Origin of the sequence: Limimaricola soesokkakensis (assembly GCF_900172345.1) — a bacterium.
Classification (GTDB): Bacteria; Pseudomonadota; Alphaproteobacteria; order Rhodobacterales; family Rhodobacteraceae; genus Limimaricola; species Limimaricola soesokkakensis.
Genome location: NZ_FWFY01000005.1, coordinates 1 through 17,438, shown reverse-complemented (window position 1 = coordinate 17,438; position 17,438 = coordinate 1). Strand labels below are relative to the sequence as shown.

The 17,438-nt window shown below is 65.3% G+C and carries 19 protein-coding genes; 12 read left to right on the top strand and 7 right to left on the bottom strand.

The features are described 5' to 3' along the window. The first annotated feature begins 139 nt into the window (after window positions 1-139). From LOS8367_RS09755 to LOS8367_RS09725, 7 genes are all read left to right on the top strand, one after another. Window positions 140-1,651 (top strand): ABC transporter substrate-binding protein, encoded by a 1,512-nt coding sequence (locus tag LOS8367_RS09755; RefSeq protein ID WP_085896315.1) that lies wholly within the window; start codon window positions 140-142, stop codon window positions 1,649-1,651. Window positions 1,652-1,712: 61 nt separating this feature from the next. Further along, window positions 1,713-2,630, top strand: a complete 918-nt coding sequence (locus tag LOS8367_RS09750) for an ABC transporter permease (RefSeq protein WP_085896314.1) — start codon at window positions 1,713-1,715, stop codon at window positions 2,628-2,630. Beyond that, a complete protein-coding gene (locus LOS8367_RS09745) occupies window positions 2,630-3,559 on the top strand; it encodes an ABC transporter permease (protein ID WP_242665550.1) in 930 nt (309 codons plus the stop codon). Before LOS8367_RS09750 ends, LOS8367_RS09745 begins: the two co-directional genes overlap by 1 nt. 3 nt (window positions 3,560-3,562) lie before the next feature. Further along, window positions 3,563-4,567 carry an ABC transporter ATP-binding protein gene (locus LOS8367_RS09740; RefSeq protein ID WP_085896313.1) on the top strand — a complete coding sequence of 335 codons (1,005 nt, stop codon included), beginning with the start codon at window positions 3,563-3,565 and terminating at the stop codon, window positions 4,565-4,567. Further along, window positions 4,564-5,544, top strand: coding sequence for an ABC transporter ATP-binding protein (locus tag LOS8367_RS09735; RefSeq protein ID WP_085896312.1), 981 nt, complete (start codon window positions 4,564-4,566; stop codon window positions 5,542-5,544). Before LOS8367_RS09740 ends, LOS8367_RS09735 begins: the two co-directional genes overlap by 4 nt. Beyond that, on the top strand, window positions 5,541-7,118 hold the full coding sequence (locus LOS8367_RS09730; RefSeq protein ID WP_242665549.1) for a gamma-glutamyltransferase: 1,578 nt from the start codon (window positions 5,541-5,543) through the stop codon (window positions 7,116-7,118). The genes LOS8367_RS09735 and LOS8367_RS09730 overlap by 4 nt, the downstream gene beginning before the upstream one ends. Continuing rightward, window positions 7,115-8,530, top strand: coding sequence for a M20 family metallopeptidase (locus LOS8367_RS09725; RefSeq protein WP_085896311.1), 1,416 nt, complete (start codon window positions 7,115-7,117; stop codon window positions 8,528-8,530). The genes LOS8367_RS09730 and LOS8367_RS09725 overlap by 4 nt, the downstream gene beginning before the upstream one ends. Before the next feature lie 78 nt (window positions 8,531-8,608). Here the strand turns inward: LOS8367_RS09725 and LOS8367_RS09720 are convergent, their stop codons facing one another. Then, window positions 8,609-9,514 carry a recombinase family protein gene (locus LOS8367_RS09720; protein ID WP_085896310.1) on the bottom strand — a complete coding sequence of 302 codons (906 nt, stop codon included), beginning with the start codon at window positions 9,512-9,514 and terminating at the stop codon, window positions 8,609-8,611. Window positions 9,515-9,879: 365 nt separating this feature from the next. Here LOS8367_RS09720 and LOS8367_RS09715 point away from each other — a divergent pair, with 365 nt between their 5' ends. Both LOS8367_RS09715 and LOS8367_RS09710 read left to right on the top strand, forming a co-directional pair. Then, complete coding sequence (locus LOS8367_RS09715; RefSeq protein WP_085896309.1) at window positions 9,880-10,257, top strand: hypothetical protein; 378 nt, start codon at window positions 9,880-9,882, stop codon at window positions 10,255-10,257. 72 nt (window positions 10,258-10,329) lie between these two features. Next, window positions 10,330-11,148, top strand: a complete 819-nt coding sequence (locus LOS8367_RS09710; protein ID WP_133056309.1) for a DUF7282 domain-containing protein — start codon at window positions 10,330-10,332, stop codon at window positions 11,146-11,148. 272 nt (window positions 11,149-11,420) lie between these two features. On the opposite strand, the gene LOS8367_RS09705 is transcribed toward LOS8367_RS09710, so the two are convergent. From LOS8367_RS09705 to LOS8367_RS09695, 4 genes are all read right to left on the bottom strand, one after another. Then, complete coding sequence (locus tag LOS8367_RS09705) at window positions 11,421-11,987, bottom strand: DUF3085 domain-containing protein (RefSeq protein ID WP_085896307.1); 567 nt, start codon at window positions 11,985-11,987, stop codon at window positions 11,421-11,423. A gap of 369 nt (window positions 11,988-12,356) precedes the next feature. Beyond that, entirely contained in the window at window positions 12,357-12,668 is a 312-nt protein-coding gene (gene cutA / locus LOS8367_RS09700) for a divalent-cation tolerance protein CutA (protein WP_085896306.1), read from the bottom strand. A 12-nt stretch (window positions 12,669-12,680) separates the two neighbouring features. Continuing rightward, a complete protein-coding gene (locus LOS8367_RS19045) occupies window positions 12,681-12,824 on the bottom strand; it encodes a hypothetical protein (RefSeq protein ID WP_165761435.1) in 144 nt (47 codons plus the stop codon). 88 nt (window positions 12,825-12,912) lie between these two features. Continuing rightward, window positions 12,913-13,233 (bottom strand): hypothetical protein, encoded by a 321-nt coding sequence (locus tag LOS8367_RS09695; RefSeq protein WP_085896305.1) that lies wholly within the window; start codon window positions 13,231-13,233, stop codon window positions 12,913-12,915. A gap of 160 nt (window positions 13,234-13,393) precedes the next feature. Here LOS8367_RS09695 and LOS8367_RS09690 point away from each other — a divergent pair, with 160 nt between their 5' ends. Next, a complete protein-coding gene (locus LOS8367_RS09690; protein ID WP_085896304.1) occupies window positions 13,394-14,146 on the top strand; it encodes a DUF2243 domain-containing protein in 753 nt (250 codons plus the stop codon). Between the two features lie 4 nt (window positions 14,147-14,150). Here the strand turns inward: LOS8367_RS09690 and LOS8367_RS09685 are convergent, their stop codons facing one another. Continuing rightward, window positions 14,151-14,501 (bottom strand): DUF2934 domain-containing protein, encoded by a 351-nt coding sequence (locus LOS8367_RS09685; protein WP_085896303.1) that lies wholly within the window; start codon window positions 14,499-14,501, stop codon window positions 14,151-14,153. A gap of 703 nt (window positions 14,502-15,204) precedes the next feature. Between LOS8367_RS09685 and LOS8367_RS09680 the strand changes: the two genes are divergently transcribed. Beyond that, window positions 15,205-15,435, top strand: a complete 231-nt coding sequence (locus tag LOS8367_RS09680) for a hypothetical protein (RefSeq protein WP_085896302.1) — start codon at window positions 15,205-15,207, stop codon at window positions 15,433-15,435. Window positions 15,436-15,989: 554 nt separating this feature from the next. Further along, window positions 15,990-16,886, top strand: coding sequence for a DMT family transporter (locus tag LOS8367_RS09675; protein ID WP_085896509.1), 897 nt, complete (start codon window positions 15,990-15,992; stop codon window positions 16,884-16,886). 372 nt (window positions 16,887-17,258) lie between these two features. On the opposite strand, the gene LOS8367_RS19040 is transcribed toward LOS8367_RS09675, so the two are convergent. Next, window positions 17,259-17,438: hypothetical protein (locus LOS8367_RS19040; protein WP_165761434.1), on the bottom strand; the 180-nt coding region annotated here is incomplete at its 5' end.

The following is a 17,438-nucleotide window of genomic DNA, read 5'->3' as shown; positions in this document are numbered from 1 at the left end:
CGCCGGCCTGGCCACAAGGGGCTTGACGGGCCATCCGAGCATTTGGTTATCTAAATCATAATAAGATAAAAAGTATCACAATGTAATACTTATAAGCGGCCGTGCGCAAGCGCAAACGCCGCGTCACAGGGAGACACTGATGAATCGCTATCTTCTCGGGACCGCCGTCGCGGCGCTGACGCTTTCCGCCGGAGGCGCCTTCGCCGACAAGTCCGACGACACGCTGCGGGTCGCCTTCACCAAGGAACTCGAAAGCGTCGACAGCTACTACAACTCGGCTCGCGAGGGCGTGGTGCTGCAACGCGCAATCTGGGACGGACTGATCTACCGCGACCCGGTCACCAACGAGTATGTTGGTAACCTCGCCACCTCGTGGGAATGGATCGACGACACCACGCTCGAGCTGAAGCTGCGCGAAGGCGTGAGCTTCCACAATGGCGAGCCCTTCAACGCCGACGACGTGGTCTACACGGTGAACTTCGTTGCCGACGAGGCCAACGGTGCCGTCACCCAGAACAACGTCAACTGGATGGAGAGCGCCGAGAAGATCGACGACTATACTGTCCGCATCCACACCAAGGCGCCCTATCCGGCGGCGATCGAGTATCTCTCGGGCCCGGTATCGATGTACCCGAACGAGTATTATGCCGAGGTCGGGCCGACCGGCATGGGCACCGCGCCAATCGGCACCGGCCCCTACAAGGTGGTCAGCGTCGATCCGGGCAAGCATTTCGTGCTTGAGGCGAATACCGAGTATCACGACGGACCCAAGGGTCAGCCCGAGATCGGCCGGATCGACATCCGCACGATCCCCGAGGTGAACACCCAGCTTGCCGAGCTGTTCAACGGCACGCTCGACCTGATCTGGCAGGTGCCGTCCGACCAGGCCGAGCGGATCGAGCAGATGGGCGATTTCGTGGTCTCCAACGAGAGCACGATGCGGGTCGGCTACTTGGCGATGGACGCGGCCGGTCGCTCCGGCGCCGACAATCCCTTTACCGATCTCAAGGTGCGCCAGGCGGTCAATCACGCGCTCGACCGCGAGACGCTGGTCGACGCGCTGCTCAAGGGCAAGTCGACGCCGATTCACACCGCCTGCTTCCCGTCGCAATTCGGCTGCGCGCAGGACGTGACCGAATACGAGTACGACCCCGAGAAGGCCAAGGCGCTGCTGGCCGAGGCGGGCTATCCCGACGGCTTCAAGACCGAGTTCTACGCCTATCGCGACCGCGAATTCGCCGAGGCGATCGCGAGCTACCTCAACGCCGTGGGCATCGAGACCGACTTCAAGATGCTGCAATACTCGGCGCTGCGCGATCTCAACATGAAGGGCGAGGTGCCGATCTCGTTCCAGACCTGGGGGTCGTTCTCGGTCAACGACGCCTCGGCGATGGTGAGCCAGTTCTTCAAGCATGGCGAGCTCGACGACGCCCGTGACGACGAGGTGCTGGCCGATCTCGACATCGCCGACAGCTCGACCGACCCGGCGGTACGCAAGGAGCATTACGCGCTGGCGCTGCAGCGGATTGCCGATCAGGCCTACTGGGCACCGATGTTCTCCTACAACACCAACTATGTCTTCACCGACGAGGTGAGCTACGCGCCCACCGCCGACGAGGTGCTGCGCTTCCACGAGATGAGCTGGAAGTAACCTCTCCCGCGCGGCCGGACCCCAGTCCGGTCGCGCCCGCATATCCGAAAGGTGCCCCCCTGTGCTCCGCTTCATCCTGCGAAGGCTCGGCCTGGCGGTGCTCGTCGCGCTGACCGTCTCCTTCATCAGCTTCAGCCTGCTGTTCCTGTCGGGCGATCCCGCGATCGCCATCGCCGGGGAAGGCGCGAACGAGAACGACATCGCCGCGATCCGCAAGCTCTACGGCTTCGATCGGCCGATGCTCCTGCAATACTGGGACTGGCTGTCCTCGGCGCTGCGCTTCGATTTCGGTGAAAGCTACTACTTCCGCCTGCCGGTGGCCGACCTGATCGCCGACCGCCTGTCGGTGACGATGATCCTCGGGGTCTGCGGCATCAGCTTCGCGCTGCTGCTGGCGGTGCCGCTCGGCGTGCTCGCCGCGATCCGCCCCAACTCGATCATCGACCGGGTCGCGCTGTTCCTGTCGGTGGCGGGGCAGGCGATGCCGAGCTTCTGGTTCGGACTGATCCTGATCGTCGTCTTTTCGATCAACCTGCGCTGGCTGCCCGCCTCGGGCGCCGAGAGCTGGCGTCACTTCATCCTGCCAACGATCGTGTTGGGCTACTACGCGATGCCCGCGATCATGCGGCTGACCCGCGCCGGGATGCTCGAGGTGCTCTCCGCCGATTACGTGCGCACCGCGCGGGCCAAGGGCGCGCCAGAGGGGCTGGTGCTGTTCAAGCACGCGCTCAGGAACGCGATCATCCCGGTGGTCAGCCTCGCGGCGGTGCAGATGGGCTTCATGCTGGGCGGCTCGATCGTGGTCGAGAGCATCTTCGCGCTGCACGGCGCGGGCTATCTCGCCTGGGAATCGATCGGCCGAAACGACCTGCCGACGGTGCAGGCGCTGATCCTGGTCTTCTCGCTTTTCTACATCGTCTTCACCTTTCTGGCCGACGTGCTGAACGCCTGGCTCGATCCCCGCATGAGGAGCAGCTGATGAGCGCCGCAATGCCCCGCGCCACCGCGACCGCAGCCGCCCCGCGCGACCCGCTGCTCGAGGAGATCACCGGCCCGACGCCGGGACAGATGCTGCGTCGTCGGATCTTCGGTCATCAAGGCTTCCTGATCGGCACCATCACGCTGCTGGTGTTGCTCGCCATCGCGCTCGTCGCGCCGCTGATCGCGCCCCATGATCCCTATGCGCAGGACCTGATGTCCCGCATGGAGCGTCCGGTCTTCATGGGCGGCGATTGGGACCATGTACTCGGCACCGACCATCTGGGCCGGGACTACCTGTCGCGGCTGATCTACGGCGCCCGCGTCTCGCTGCTGATCGGCGGTGTGGCGGCGTTGATTTCCGGGCTGATCGGCACCGCCATGGGCGTCGCCGCCGGCTATTTTGGCGGCCGGGTCGACATGGTCGTGACCTTCCTGATCAACGTCCGGCTCGCCATGCCGGTGACGCTGGTGGCGCTCGCCGTGGTCGCGGTGCTGGGCGGGTCGCTCGAAGTGGTGATCGGTGTACTCGGGCTGCTGCTGTGGGACCGTTTCGCGGTGGTGATGCGCGCCTCGACGCTGCAGGTCCGGGGGCGCGAATACGTCGCCGCCGCCCGGGCCATCGGCTGTTCCACTCCGCGCATCTTGCTGACCGAGATCCTGCCCAACATCCTCAACGCGCTGATCGTCGTCGTCACGCTGGAGATGGCGCATGCGATTTTGCTGGAAGCGGCGCTGTCCTTCCTCGGCCTCGGCGTGCAGCCGCCCACCCCCTCCTGGGGCCTGATGGTGAGCGAGGGCAAGAACATGATGCTGTTCGAGCCATGGCTGGTGCTCATTCCCGGCGCGGTGCTGTTCGTGCTGGTGCTGGCGATCAACCTGATGGGCGACGGGCTGCGCGACGTCACCGCCCCCGAAAACCGGAGCTGACCGATGACGGACAAACCCCTGCTGTCGGTGCGCGGCCTGACCATCGACATCCCCGTCGCCTCGGGCACGCTGCACGCGGTGCGCGGCATCGATTTCGAGCTGATGAAGGGCGAGACGCTCTGCATCGTGGGCGAGAGCGGCTCGGGCAAGTCGTTGACCTCGCTGGCGCTGATGGGACTTCTGGGCGGGCGGATCAGCCGGCGCGCCAGCCGCGCCGATTTCGACGGTACCGACCTGATCGCCGCCTCGAACCGGCAGATGCGGCGGCTGCGCGGCGCCCGCATGGCGATGATCTTTCAAGAGCCGATGACCTCGCTCAACCCCGCCTACACGATTGGCGACCAGCTGATCGAGGCGCTGCTGCTGCACAAGAAGGTCGGCCGCGCCGCCGCCCGCGACCGTGCGGTGGCGCTGCTGGAAAAGGTCGGCATCACCTCGGCGGCAAGCCGTCTGGGTCAGTATCCGCATCAGCTCTCGGGCGGGCTGCGCCAGCGGGTGATGATCGCGATGGCGCTGATGTGCGAGCCGGACCTGCTGATCGCCGACGAGCCGACCACCGCGCTCGACGTCACCATCCAGGCCCAGATCCTGCGGCTGCTGGTCGATCTGCAGCGCGAGATGAACATGGCGATGATCCTGATCACCCATGATCTCGGCGTGGTCGCCCGCATCGCCGACAAGGTGGCGGTGATGTATGCCGGCGAGTTGGTCGAGACCGGTCCCGCCGCCGACATCTTCAACGCGCCGACCCATCCCTATACGCGCGGGCTGATTAACTGCATCCCGGTCCCCGGCAAGACCGCGCGCGGCGCGAAGCTGGGCACGATCCCCGGCATCGTGCCCAGCCTCGTCGGCGAGGTCACGGGCTGCCCGTTCCGCACCCGCTGCTCCGAGGCGGTCCCCGCCTGCCGCGGCGAGATCCCGGTGCGGACCCGGCATGCCGGGCGGCAGCGCATTCTCTGTGTTCACGAAGACGGCCAGCGCGCCGCAAGCGAGGTTCCCGCATGAGCGACGCCCCCGTTCTCGAACTGCGCAACGTCACCAAGACCTACACGGTCAAGCAGGGGATGTTCGGCGAGCCGAAGCCGCTCACCGCGATCAACGACGTGTCGCTCAAGCTCGGCCGGGGCGAGGTGCTCGGGCTGGTGGGCGAGAGCGGCTGCGGCAAGTCGACCCTCGCCAAGGTGCTGCTCGGTCTGGAGGCGCCCAGCTCCGGCGAGGTGCTGGTCGATGGCGAGCGTCTCGACGGGCAGGACCGCCGCAAACTCGCCCGCCGGATCCAGCCGATCTTTCAGGATCCTTATTCATCGCTCAACCCGCGCAAGAGCATCGCCGACATCGTCTCGCTGCCGTTACGGGTACACAAGGTGGGTGATGCCGCCAGCCGGGACCGGGCGGTACGCGAGATCCTCGACATCGTCGGCCTGCCGGCGCGGGTGATGAACACCTATCCCAGCCAGATGTCGGGCGGCCAGCGCCAGCGCGTCGCCATCGCGCGGGCGCTGATCATGAAGCCCGAGATCGTAATCTGCGACGAGCCGACCTCGGCACTCGACGTCTCGGTGCAGAGCCAGATCCTCAACCTTCTCGGCGATCTGCGGCAGGAGTTCGGCCTGACCTACCTGTTCATCAGCCACAACCTCGCGGTGGTCGAGCACCTCGCGACCCGCGTGGCGGTGATGTATCTCGGCCGGATCGTCGAGGAGGCGAGCGTCGGCGAGCTGTTCGATACGCCGCGCCACCCCTATTCTGTGGCGTTGCTCTCCTCGGTGCTGACGCCCGAGCCGGGGCGCGGAGTGCCCGACACCCAGCTTGGCGCGGTATTCCCCAACCCGATCGACCCTCCCTCCGGCTGTCATTTCCACCCGCGCTGCGCCCGCGCCATGCCGCATTGCGCGCAGGTCGCGCCGCGCCCACTGCCGACGCCCGAGGGGCATGTCGAATGCCACCTCTACGACGACTCGCGGGGGAGGGCGGTGGCATGATCTCCAGCCTCTCGTGGAGCCAGCTGGTTCGAAAACCGGTGGTCGAGACCGAGCATGGCGTGGTGGCGGCCCAGAACCGCCGCGCCGCGCAGATCGGGGCCGAGGTGCTGGCCGCCGGCGGCGACGCGGTCGACGCGGCCACAGCCGTCTCCTTCGCGATCGGCGTGCTCGAGCCATGGATGAGCGGTCCGGCGGGCGGTGGCGCGATGATGATCTGGCGCGCCGATGAGGGCCGGGCGCAAGCGCTGACCTACGGGATGAGGTCCCCGATGGGCCTCGACCCCGCCGACTACCCGCTCGCCGGAACCGGCAAGGCGGGGGACCTGTTTCCTTGGGATGCCGTGATCGCGGACCGCAACGTCGAGGGCGCGACCGCGATCGCCGTACCCGGCGTGGTCGACGGGGTGGGGCAGGCGCATGCCCGCTTCGGCCGTATACCGTGGCGCGATTTGGTGACGCCGGCGGTGGAAGTCGCCCGCGAGGGTCTGCCGGTCGACTGGTACGCTGCGCTGATGATCGCCTCCTCTACGCGGTCGTTGGCCCGCGACCCGGACGCGGCTGCACTGTTCCTCGAGGACGGCCAATGGCCGACCATCGCCGGCTGGACCAGCCTGTCGGACAAGCGGTTGTCGCTCGACGCCATGGCCACCACCCTCGCCGAGATCGCCGAGAAAGGCCCGCGCGAGCTCTATGACGGCGAAGTCGGCGCGGCGATGGCGCGCGACGTGGCCGAAAAGGGCGGCTGCCTGCGCCATGACGACCTGCGCGCCTACCGTGCCGAATTCGCCGATCCGCTGGTCTTCGAGCGTGGCGGCGCTTGCTTTCACGTAACGCCGCGCCTGACCGCCGGGCCGACCTTCCGCGACGCGCTGGCGCTGTTGCCGATGCCGCAGGAGACGCGCCCGGGCCCCGAGGCTTTCGGCGCCTATGCGCGCGCGCTGAAGGCGGCCTATGCCAAGCGGCTCGACACCATGGGCGACGAAGGCGAGAGCCCCGATGCGCCAGCCTGCACCACGCATTTCTCGGTGGTCGATCGTCATGGCAACATGGTCGCGATGACACAGACTCTGCTGTCGATCTTTGGCAGCCGCGTCGTGTCGCCCTCGACCGGGCTGTTGATGAACAACGGGCTGATGTGGTTCGACCCGGTGCAAGGCCGCCCCAATTCGCTCGGCCCCGACAAGAGCTGCTTGATGAATGTCTGCCCGGTGATCGGCGAGGCCGGGCGTCGCCGCTTCGCCTTCGGCGCCTCTGGCGGACGCAAGATCGTCGGCGCGGTGGCACAGCTTTCGGCCTTCGTCACCGATCACGACATGTCGCTAGAAGAGGCCTTCCATCACCCACGCATCGACGTCTCGGGCGGCGAAACGGTGGTCGCCGACGACAGCCTGCCGCCCAAAGTGATCGCCGCGCTGGAGACAGAGCAGCCGGTCGTCACGACGCGGCGCACCGTGTTCCCCTATGCCTTCGCCTGCCCGGCCGGGGTGATGCGCGAGGGCGACCGCAATTCGGGCTGCACCGAGATCATGTCGCCCTGGGGCGACGCAGTCGCCGAGACAAGGAGAGACGCATGACCCGCGACGCCGCGATCGCCCACATCGAAGAGTATTTCGACGGAGGCCGGTTTCAGGCCGACCTCGCCGAACTCGTGGCTTACGAGACCGAGAGCCAGAACCCCGAGCAGGCGCCGGAACTGCGCCGCTATCTCGAGGAGGCGATGCGCCCGCGCCTCGAAGCGACGGGCTTCGCCTGCAATATCTTTGACAATCCCGAACCGCGCGGCGGCCCGCTGCTGGTGGGAGAGCGGATCGAGGACCCGGCTTTCGAAACGGTGCTGACCTATGGCCATGGCGACGTGATCCGCGCTCAGACCGACCAATGGCGCGAGGGGCTGCAGCCGTTCCGGCTCGTCGAGGAGGGCGACCGGCTCTATGGGCGCGGCACCGCCGACAACAAGGTGCAGCACCTGATCAACATCGCCGCACTTGAGGCACTCATCGCAACCAAGGGCGCGCTTGGCTTCAACGCCAAGATTGTGATCGAGATGAGCGAAGAGACCGGCTCGGCCGGGCTGCCCGAGTTCTTCGCGGCGCATAAGGAGCGGTTGAGGGCCGACGTGCTGATTGCTTCCGACGGTCCGCGTCTGCAGGCCGACACCGCGACGCTGTTCATGGGCTCGCGCGGCGGGGTGAGCTTCGACCTTTCGTTGGACCTGCGCGACGGCGCGCATCACTCCGGCAACTGGGGAGGGCTGCTAGCCGATCCGGCGATGATCCTGTCGCATGCGCTGGCAACGATCTGCGACCGTCGCGGTCAGATCCAGATCCCCGAATGGCGACCCGACAGCTTGACCGACCGAGTGCGTGCCGCGCTTAACGGTCTGCCGGTCGAGGTGGAGGCTGGTCCGGCGATCGACGCGGAGTGGGGCGAGGAGGGCCTGACCCCGGCGGAGCGTGCCTATGGCTGGAACAGCTTCGCGGTGCTCGCCATGACTTCGGGCGTGCCCGAGGCACCGGTGAACGCGATCTCGGCCCGGGCGCGGGCCACATGCCAGCTACGCTACGTCGTTGGCACCGACCCCGAGGACATTCTGCCAGCGCTGCGACGCCATCTCGACCGGCACGGCTTCGAGGCGGTGACGATCACGACGCATGACCGGGGCTTCTTTCGGGCCACGCGGCTCGATCCGGATCATCCCTGGGTGCGATTTGCCGCCGCCTCGCTGGAGCGGACCGCCGGCAAGCCACCGCATATTCTGCCGAACCTTGCAGGCTCGTTGCCGAACGACAGCTTCTCCGAGATCCTTGACCTGCCGACCGTCTGGGTGCCGCATTCCTATCGCGGGTGTTCGCAGCACGCACCCGACGAGCACGTGCTCAAGCCGGTCTGCCGCGATGCGCTGCGGCTCATGACGGGGCTTTTCTGGGACGTGGGCGCACGTCGGATCAAGAGCGATCATGTTAAAAGGGCGGCGATGGAGGCCTAGCTCGAAGAAGACGCCATGCCTGGGAGGCTTAACCGAACTTGACAGGATGTCGACCCGAAGCATCCAGATACCACTGTCTCAGTCACGGTCGCCGATGTCTTCGTCCATCAGCCCCGCCTGTCGGGCCCGTTCCAGCAGATGCGCGACCGAGGACGTTGCCCACTTGGAACGCCCCCGCGGCGTCGGCTCACGCATCGTCTCGAGCCGCGCTGCGATCTCCTTCAGCGTGATCTCGGGCGCCGAGCTCTTGATGCCGGCGATAATCGCGAGGATCCGGTCATCTTTCTGTGCGGGCGGGGCGCGGTCGAGCACGGCCCTGTCCAGCAGCCCGTCCTTCACGAAGCGCCTCGCCGCGCGCCGCAGCCGCTCGACTGTCCAAGGCTTCGCGCCCGGATGCCGGCTGTTGATGATCCGCACGACGTCTTCCCAGGGCAGGCGTGGCCGGAACTGCCGAACGGCAGGCAGCCAGTGCTGCGCCTCGCCATTGAGCTTGTCGAAGTAGCTGCGGTCCCGCGCGCGGCGCACCTTGGCAATCGCCTCGGGGTCGCGGTCGCGCAGGCCGGGGTTGCCGCCAATGCGGCCCTCCTCGCGCGCCGAGGCCAGCCCCGCCAGCGTCCGCTCGCGGATCAGCGCGCGTTCGAACTCCGCCGTGGCGCCGAGGATCTGCAGCGTGAACTTGCCCTGCGGGCTGGTGGTGTCGATCGGGTCGCCGAGGGATCGGAAATGCGCGCCCTTGGCCTCCAGCGTCTCGATGACCTCCAAGAGATGCGACAGCGAGCGCGCCAAGCGGTCGATGCGCACGACGACCAGCACGTCACCGCGCCCGAGGCTGGCCACGAGTTTCGCGAGGACCGGGCGGGCGCGGGCGGCGCCCGAGGCGAACTCCTCGTGGATCTCGGTGCAGCCGGCGGCTCTCAGCTCACGTCGTTGCCCGGCGGTGTCCTGGCTGTCGGTCGAGACACGGGCATAGCCCACAAGCGCCATGGTACGCCCCTATTACAAATAGATCAGGCTTTGGAATACGGTCGTTTGAAAGCGCCTGCAATGGGTGAGCGGCTCTTGCCAAGGCGGTAGGGGAGGGGAGGCAACAGACGACAGCCCTTTTGTTCTTAAGGGCGCGGAGGGGAGGTGGGGCCTCCATTCCACTTTTGGTGCGACATCGGATTGGATGGGTTACCGTTCCGGAATCTCTCCAGAGAGGGTCTGATGAAACACGTCAGCTATCCATCGAGGCAAATGAAAATGGAGCTATTCATCATCAAGTAGGCTAAAAACTATACGGTAGAGCAGGGGTTTGGGCGATAGCCTTCAGCCATGCCGAAAGAGTGTGACGCGCTGTCTCGACCTTCATGCGAGCCGAGGTTCTGGCCGTGCGACTGGAAGCCATGGCACGGCCCGAACCGGAAGTTGGCAACCTCTGGCGCTTGGAGATCGCGCTGGCAGAGGCCGTTGCGAGCGCAGGTTTCGAGGGCGTCCGGATCTCCGAGGGCAACCTGCCGCCACGCATCGCGCAGAATGGAAGCCAGGACGCGGATCCGCCCGGCGCGGAGCTGGTGCTGAGCCAACGGCGTTTCCAGCCTTGGTCGCCGGGTAGCGAGACGGGGCGCAGCCGCAGCCGGGATCAGAGACAGGCCTCGGTGCGGGCGACGGAGCAAGCCTTCGCTGATCTTCAGACGTCCCTTGGAAAGGCGAGCGCGCTGCTGATCGGCGCGCCACGCCGGCGATGACCATGCCGAGCGTCCTGATGAACCAAGCTGGCTGTGGCGAGTTATGCGCGCAGATTCATCATGGAGGTTCCGATGATCAAGGCCTTTGCAAGCGCTGCCGCCCTCTCCGCCCTTATGGCCGGGGGAGCCCTGGCGCAGGATGACGAAACGATGATCGTGGTCACCGATGACGCGATGATGCAGATGTCGATGGTGGACGGACAGACCACCGTGACCTTCCCGCTCATCACCGCGCTGCAGGACGGCTACATCGTCGTGCATGCCGTCGCTGCCGATGGCACGGCCGGTGAAGCACTGGGGCATGCCTCGGTAACTGCTGGCGAAAATGCCGATGTGGCGGTGACCATTCCGGAGGCGCTGCCTGCCGGAACTCAGTTGATGGCCATGTTGCATGTCGAAAGCAACGACAACGGCACCTTCGATTTCGGACCGGAGATGACCGATGTGGATGCCCCGGTGATGCGCGACGGGACGCCGGTGATGGTGATGTTCGCCGTGCCCGAGGGCGTGGCTGACGGTGTAGTGGTCATCGAACCCATTCCCTCGCCCGATGTGGCCGATCCCGAGTCCCGTTCGGCCTCGGAGGACGATGAGGAGCGGGACGCGGTCGAGGAGGACGAACCCGCAATCGATCCGAATGATACGGAAACCGAAGGCTTCATCGAGGAAGGCGAGGATTCCGAAGGAGAAGGCAACGAAGAGGAAGGCGAGCTTCTCGAAGAAGGCGCTGGCGACGAAGAGACTCAAGAAACTGACCTGGAGCAAGACACGGGTCTGGATACTGAAGGTCAGGAAGACGAGTCTGCCGATACCGATACCAATGTCGATGCCGATGCTAACGGCGATGCCGACGCTGACGTCGACGCTGACGGCGAGGCGAATGCCCAGTAATCTGGATTTCCTCTGAGCTGTTCATGGGGGCTAGCCGAGCAATATTCGGCTGGCCCTGCCCTTCGAGGGAACGGCATGTGGCGAGAGAGTCCTGCCCCCGCTGAAATTCTCCGCCCACCTCGATAGACTCATCTCTTCGGGCGGCATTTGCCGCTGCCTCTTGATAATTGCATCCACGCCCTGCAGCTGGCGGGATCGAACGCCTGAAGTTCGAAGTCGCTGCGGCACGCCCCTCCAGCTTCTCCCAATCGAAACTTTCTCGTGTTGGGAGGTTAGCGGCGGGTATCGCGTATCGCTGTTTGGAGATGCCGGTCAGGGCAAAACGCTTTCTTATAGGCCCCCTTCGAGCTCGGCAGGACGATTGCCTTGGCAGTAATGTGGACCTCGTAGAGCGAACCCGGCACGAGCCCCCTTCGCAGTTCCTCCGCTCCGAGGAACTCGACCCCGTCCTCTTGGCCGAAGATGGCATGCTTGGCATGCCGCACCTCCTTGCATGGCATCCAGGTGGGATCGGCCTCGCGAGCGTAGGCGACATGACGGCCATAGGCGCGGAGCGCCTCCATTTCCGCGGAGACCGCGTTCGTCATGAAATAGATACCTTCGTCACCAGCGAGCATCAGCCCCGGAGGAATTCTGGTGCAGTCGAGGTCGTCGATGGTCAGGTTTGGACATTCATCCGTGCGAAGCCCCTCTACCGCTGCAGCGCGCCCCGTGGCCTCCATGTCGGCGCGCCAGAGGGTGGGATCAAAAAGTTGAGCATAGGTCGGTCGGCGTGTCCTCGCGGTTTCCGAAAGGGCCAGGAGTTCGAGCAGATGGTCCGCGTCGAACGTCGCCCTCATCGTCGAAGCCTCCTTTCTGGTGGGACCGCAGTTCGCGATCGAAGAAATTGGCGAGGGCCTCGACAGCCCAAGTTGCCCTTCCTGCCCTTCACTAGGCCCGGGCTATTCTTCTTTGCTGCAGCGCTGGGGTCGACAATGAATCCACTCTCCTGACCGTTCGAGAGAGGAACCTACACCGAAGCGGTGCTCCCTTCGGTCAGGTGCCATCCGGATCGGAAGTGATCCGTCCTCGCTCATTACCCCTGCCTGCATCTCGACGAGCGCACCGCCCTCGGCTGATATCAACTACGAGACGTTGACCGTGCCCCACTCGCTCCTGTTCGGTGCGAACTTGTCAGGGGAGACATGGATGGGGGCCGTCGCCCGCGATCACTCGGCGCAGTTCTCTTCGAGCCAGTCGAGCGCGCCGGTCGTGATGCGGTGGATGCGGGTCGAGAAGATTGCGGGCTCTTCGTAGCTGTGCAGCTCGGTGATGGCCGCGACCACCTCGTTCCAGCGCGCCTCGACCGTCTTGATATCCAGCCGCCATTCGAGATGGTCGTGGATCTCGCCCTCCCAGCGGTAGAGCGTGTCGATCTTGCGGATATGAACGGCGGCGGCGAGGCGGCGTTCGAGGAGCGCCCGCGCGATCTTGCGCGCCTCCTTCTCGCTGTCGCAGCCGGTGTGGATCAACGTGGGCATAATCGAAGCGTCTCAAAAATCGTCGGGCAGGTCGAGATTGAAACCCGCATCCAAGGCGGCCTGGTGCAGCTTCACCCGCTCGGTCCGGTCTAGATCGAGCGCTCCGACAAGCTCGTCGACGGTCGCGACCAAGGCGGATTTCCGGTCCACCCGCACCGCCGGGACATAGGCGCGAGAGTAGCCGAGCGGCTATCGTTACCTAGCACCTCGCCGCGTGGCCGGTTTTCATCCCGCCGTCGACAGTTCAATGCGCGGCCTGCCGGGCATTGAGCGCGTAGACTTGCGCGGCGGTCGCACGCGATGCTGCCTCGACCCGGCCCAGGCTGGAGATAATCTGGGGGCCGCCCCATGCCCACTCGGCGCCATGCACCGCGTCAGGTGCCTCCACTTTCCGCCTTGTTCCCTGCGACCCCGCCTCCTCTGCCCTGAGCCGTCGTGTCGCGTCGGCGCGCAGCTGCTCAAGCCGTTCTTCGCGCAGTCGTTCGACCCGCTCTTGGTTCAACAGTTGGCGAAGCTCGATCAGCTGCATGTAGAAGCTCTGGCGACCGGAAACGGGTGCGATCATTAGACGGAAACCTCGGGTGCGAACACCTTCGTTCCAAGCGCCGGAATGGGGCCAGAATGGGGCGCCGCCGCAGTATCGCCTTATATGTGGCGATCTCGCCACGCACGGAACTGGCCCCGTGAGGCCCGGTTATCCCGCCACAAGAGGACGGAGGCCGCGCATGCCATCGAGGCACTGGATCGGATACGGAAGTCTGCTCGGGCTGGCGTTGGGGGGCTTCTTCGATGGCATCCTGTTGCACCAGATCCTGCAATGGCATCACCTGCTAAGCCTCGTGCCGGGCATCGACGACATGCGCCTGCAGATCCTCTGGGATGGCTATTTCCATCTCCTGATGTATGTGCTCGCCGCCGTGGCGCTCTGGGGCCTCTGGCGGGCCCACGGGCGTGGAAGCGGCGTTCCCGGCGCCCAACTGGTCGGCGCGATGCTCCTCGGCTTCGGTGGCTGGCATGTGCTCGACAGCGTGCTTTCGCACTGGGTGCTGGGCATCCATCGTATCAAGCTCGACAGTCCGAACCCGATGCTCTGGGACCTGATGTGGTTCTTCGTTTTCGGCTTGGCGCCCATGGCGGCGGGCTGGGTCGTGATGAAGCGGGGCGGTCCGGGCAGCGGACGCTCGGTGGCGGCCATGCTCGCCCTGACCGCTACGACGGCCGGCGCCGGCGTCTGGTCGATGCGGCCGTCGCCGGACCAGCCGCTGACGGCCGTCGTCTTTCGACCCGGCGTGGAGGCGCTCTCCGTGCGCAACGCGATCGACGAGTTGGATGCAAAGCTGGTCTGGGCCGATCCGGCGATGGGCGTGGTGATCCTCGACGTCGCGCCGGAGAACCGCTGGGGGTTCTACCGGCGCGGTGCGATGCTGGTCAGCGGCTCTGGCGTGCCTGCGGGATGCTTCAGCTGGAGCACGGCTTGAGGGGCTATTCCTTGCCTGCCTTCGATGCCTGAGGTGGGCGCCTGGCCGGAGCGGTCATGCTCCCTCCCGCGTCGGTCTTGCGAGGGCGCCCGCGTTTCTTCGGTGCCACGCCAGCCGACGCGTCGTCGGCATGCGCGGATCCTCGGTCGGACTTGTCGCCCTCGACGGCCTGCGCCTTGGCCGCTTTGCGCTTGCGTGCAGGGGCGCTCTTCGGGCTCTTTTCAGCACGTTCCTCCGCGTCGATCTGTTCGACAGCTTCGTGCCAGTAATCCTGATCGCGGCCGTGTTGGGCGCCGTCGCGCTCCCAGAGTTCGTAGGCGCGTTGGCGGATCTTCTCGTCGCGGTTGCTCGGCATAATTCGTTCCCGACTTCGTTTGTGGCTGGATTCTCGAGATGGTGCGCCATGTCAGCTTGGAAAGGGGAACGGGATAATGGTGAGGAGGCTTCACGCGGCGCCAAGACCTCGCCCGGCTCTGCAAGTTCGCGCTGAAGCGCAATTTCCACGGCACATCCTTGGCGCCTGACTGCATCGCCTCCATCAGGTTCGTTGGAAGACTTTGGCCGATGTTCGGCTGCCCCGGCATTTCCGGGGCGTGGCGTTGAGGCGCTCGCAGATCGGTGCCGGATATCAATCTGGGGTTGCTTCGGGCGCGGCTTTGCTGGCGCTCTGCACTGCACCTGTGGCTGTCGATAAGCCCGGTATTTGAAGGGGGGAGGGCATAGCGAACCGAGTCGACCCCGGTGGTCGAGAACCGGAACGACATCGCCGTTGCTCACAGAAAGGCTTCGCATCGTCGAGGCCCCGGCGGATGTGTATCGCGATACCAAGATCTTCGAGGCGCGGACGGCGGCGGAGGCCGAAGAAAAGGCGCGGGACGGCAAAGTTGGGCGCGTGGCGCGGCTCAAACGCATTATGCATCGCCGAGGCTGATGCGCGACCATCTGAATTTCAGCAGGCAGGCGGGATCGAAACGCGCTCTCGGCGGTTGGTTTTTCGATGCCGGGCATCGGAATGACCCAGCGCTCGGCAACCGCCCGAGAGGCGGCTGGAGACCGAGATGATCCATTGGAGTCCGGCGGCGGCACCGGAGAACCGCCACGACATCGACGACCTGAAAGCCAAGCTCGCGATTGCGGAAGCCGCGGTGGCCGATCTCCGACGAGAGGTCGAGATCTACGAAGCGAGGGAGCGTATGCTGGCCGAAGAGCGCGAGAGCGACGCAGGCATGGTCGGGCGCTTGAGACGGGTTCTCTACCGCCCGAAGGATGGCCTTCGCGGAGGGAGTTGACCCCCCAGCCTTCGTTGTCGAAGGGAGACGCTCTGCCCGATGATCCATGGGGGAGTTTGGCGCGCTGGTAGCGGCTTGAGCGCCGAGCCTGGCGTTCAAGCCGTTAAACCTATCTCCTTGGACCGACGGCGCATCAGTTCAAAGCTTGGCCCAAGGGGCATCCATCAGGAACGCGGCTCTGTCCCGTGGTCGCGACCTGATTGTCGTGTCCACGAGATCGGCAGCAGCGCAACGAAGTTCATCAGAGTCCAGCGGAGCCGATGTGAAATGGCCCGTCGCGGGGGCTTCCCGCGCCGGGCCATTTCACATCGGCTAAGGCCTCACAGCTTTTCGGCAAGCTCCGATAGGGCGTCGAACAGGTCCGCGACGAGGCCGCAATCGACATCTTGCAAGCGACAGTGCCATCGATGTTGGGACTGTCCTTCCGTCTTTTCGCGAGCTCTAGCGACCTCACTTGCTACCCGAACCCGTCAAGACACCAGCGGCAAAGACAACCCATTGACTGTCTAATTCGAAGCATCCAACGGACACTAAGTGATTGTCGCGGGATGTTCATGAAAACGGAAACCAACACCTCTTCTACAGCCAACTTTATCGGCTGTGTCTGGATGGTCGCCGCCATGGCGGCGTTCGCCGTAGAAGATTCATTCGTGAAGTCCGCGTCCGAAGTCCTGCCGGTCGGTGAGATCCTGATCATTTTCGGATCGGGCGGCGCAATCTTGTTTGCCTGTCTCGCGCTTTTGAACGGCGAGCCGTTGTTCACGCCGGACGCCATTTCGCGGCCGATGCGCATCCGTATCTGCTTCGAGATTGCCGGCCGCCTGTTCTACGTCCTGGCTATTTCCCTGATCCCGCTTTCCGCGGCGACCGTGATCCTGCAGGCCACCCCGGTCGTCGTGGTCGCCGGAGCAGCACTCATCTTCGGCGAGAAGGTCGGCTGGCGCAGGTGGGCCGCCATCACGATCGGCCTGATCGGTGTCGTTGTCATCGTCCAGCCGGGGACCGAGGGATTCTCCCTGCTCTCGATCTTGGCCGTCATCGGCATGATCGGCTTCGCAGGTCGTGATTTGGCCAGCCGAGCGGCGCCGGCATCGCTCAGCACGTCGATCCTCGGCCTGTACGGGTTCCTATCGGTCGTGGTGGCCGGCGCGATGTACTCGATTTGGGAGGCTGCGCCCTTCGCCTTGCCCGGCGTTGCGGTGTCGCTTTCGTTGACGGGGGCGCTACTGTCTGGTGTGGCGGCCTACGCGTTTCTCATGAAGGCGATGCGGACGGGAGAGGTCTCTGCCGTCACGCCGTTCCGATACACGCGGCTGCTTTTCGGCGTGGCATTGGGAATGGCAGTCTTCGGCGAGGAATTGAGCCTCTCGATACTCGTTGGATCTGGCCTGATTGTTCTGTCGGGTGCCTTCATCTTGTGGCGGGGCAGGCAGGTGGTCGCGCAGGAGTGACGCTTCCGAATGGCATTGCACGGATAGCCGCGGAAATTCAGGAGCGACGGCTCCGATTGGCTAAACGGCCCTTTAAGCGCGATGGCACGTGCAACTGCAATTCGAGCTGTGCGAGTGCTACCTTGGGTTTTCGCAGCGCTTGGAAAACTCTGAGCGGGTCCATGATCCGAGAGCCGTCGTCGGCGGCCAGGACGAATTTCAGGAAGGCCAGCGGATCCGACGTCGACCAACCGCTATCAAGATGGGCACCCGAGAGCGGCCGTCATCAGCACCTTCTTGCGGCTCTACCGTTAGCCCTTTGGACCGCCTTGTTCGTCCTCGCCCCGCCATACGCCCCCGGCCGCTCTTCCGGCCGGGGGCGCATGCATGGGCTCACAGTGTGAGCGCGCTTCCGTCGTCGAGCACGAGGACCAACTCTGGCGCGCCGCCGCTGTCGAAGCTGCTCGCCACCCGGCTGCCGCTGCCCGCGACGATGAAGGCCAGGGCGGCGTTCGTGGCCCCGTCGGCGCCGATCACCGTTTCGATCAGCCCGCTGATGTCGGGCGTCCGGTA

Bases quoted from the DNA above. Each gene is read 5' to 3' on its own strand.
- LOS8367_RS09755 (WP_085896315.1), top strand. From the start codon at position 140: ATGAATCGCTATCTTCTCGGGACCGCCGTCGCGGCGCTGACGCTTTCC.
- LOS8367_RS09745 (WP_242665550.1), top strand. From the start codon at position 2,630: ATGAGCGCCGCAATGCCCCGCGCCACCGCGACCGCAGCCGCCCCGCGC.
- LOS8367_RS09740 (WP_085896313.1), top strand. From the start codon at position 3,563: ATGACGGACAAACCCCTGCTGTCGGTGCGCGGCCTGACCATCGACATC.
- LOS8367_RS09735 (WP_085896312.1), top strand. From the start codon at position 4,564: ATGAGCGACGCCCCCGTTCTCGAACTGCGCAACGTCACCAAGACCTAC.
- LOS8367_RS09730 (WP_242665549.1), top strand. From the start codon at position 5,541: ATGATCTCCAGCCTCTCGTGGAGCCAGCTGGTTCGAAAACCGGTGGTC.
- LOS8367_RS09725 (WP_085896311.1), top strand. From the start codon at position 7,115: ATGACCCGCGACGCCGCGATCGCCCACATCGAAGAGTATTTCGACGGA.
- LOS8367_RS09720 (WP_085896310.1), bottom strand. From the start codon at position 9,514: ATGGCGCTTGTGGGCTATGCCCGTGTCTCGACCGACAGCCAGGACACC.
- LOS8367_RS09715 (WP_085896309.1), top strand. From the start codon at position 9,880: ATGCGAGCCGAGGTTCTGGCCGTGCGACTGGAAGCCATGGCACGGCCC.
- LOS8367_RS09710 (WP_133056309.1), top strand. From the start codon at position 10,330: ATGATCAAGGCCTTTGCAAGCGCTGCCGCCCTCTCCGCCCTTATGGCC.
- LOS8367_RS09705 (WP_085896307.1), bottom strand. From the start codon at position 11,987: ATGAGGGCGACGTTCGACGCGGACCATCTGCTCGAACTCCTGGCCCTT.
- cutA (WP_085896306.1), bottom strand. From the start codon at position 12,668: ATGCCCACGTTGATCCACACCGGCTGCGACAGCGAGAAGGAGGCGCGC.
- LOS8367_RS09695 (WP_085896305.1), bottom strand. From the start codon at position 13,233: ATGATCGCACCCGTTTCCGGTCGCCAGAGCTTCTACATGCAGCTGATC.
- LOS8367_RS09690 (WP_085896304.1), top strand. From the start codon at position 13,394: ATGCCATCGAGGCACTGGATCGGATACGGAAGTCTGCTCGGGCTGGCG.
- LOS8367_RS09685 (WP_085896303.1), bottom strand. From the start codon at position 14,501: ATGCCGAGCAACCGCGACGAGAAGATCCGCCAACGCGCCTACGAACTC.
- LOS8367_RS09680 (WP_085896302.1), top strand. From the start codon at position 15,205: ATGATCCATTGGAGTCCGGCGGCGGCACCGGAGAACCGCCACGACATC.
- LOS8367_RS09675 (WP_085896509.1), top strand. From the start codon at position 15,990: ATGAAAACGGAAACCAACACCTCTTCTACAGCCAACTTTATCGGCTGT.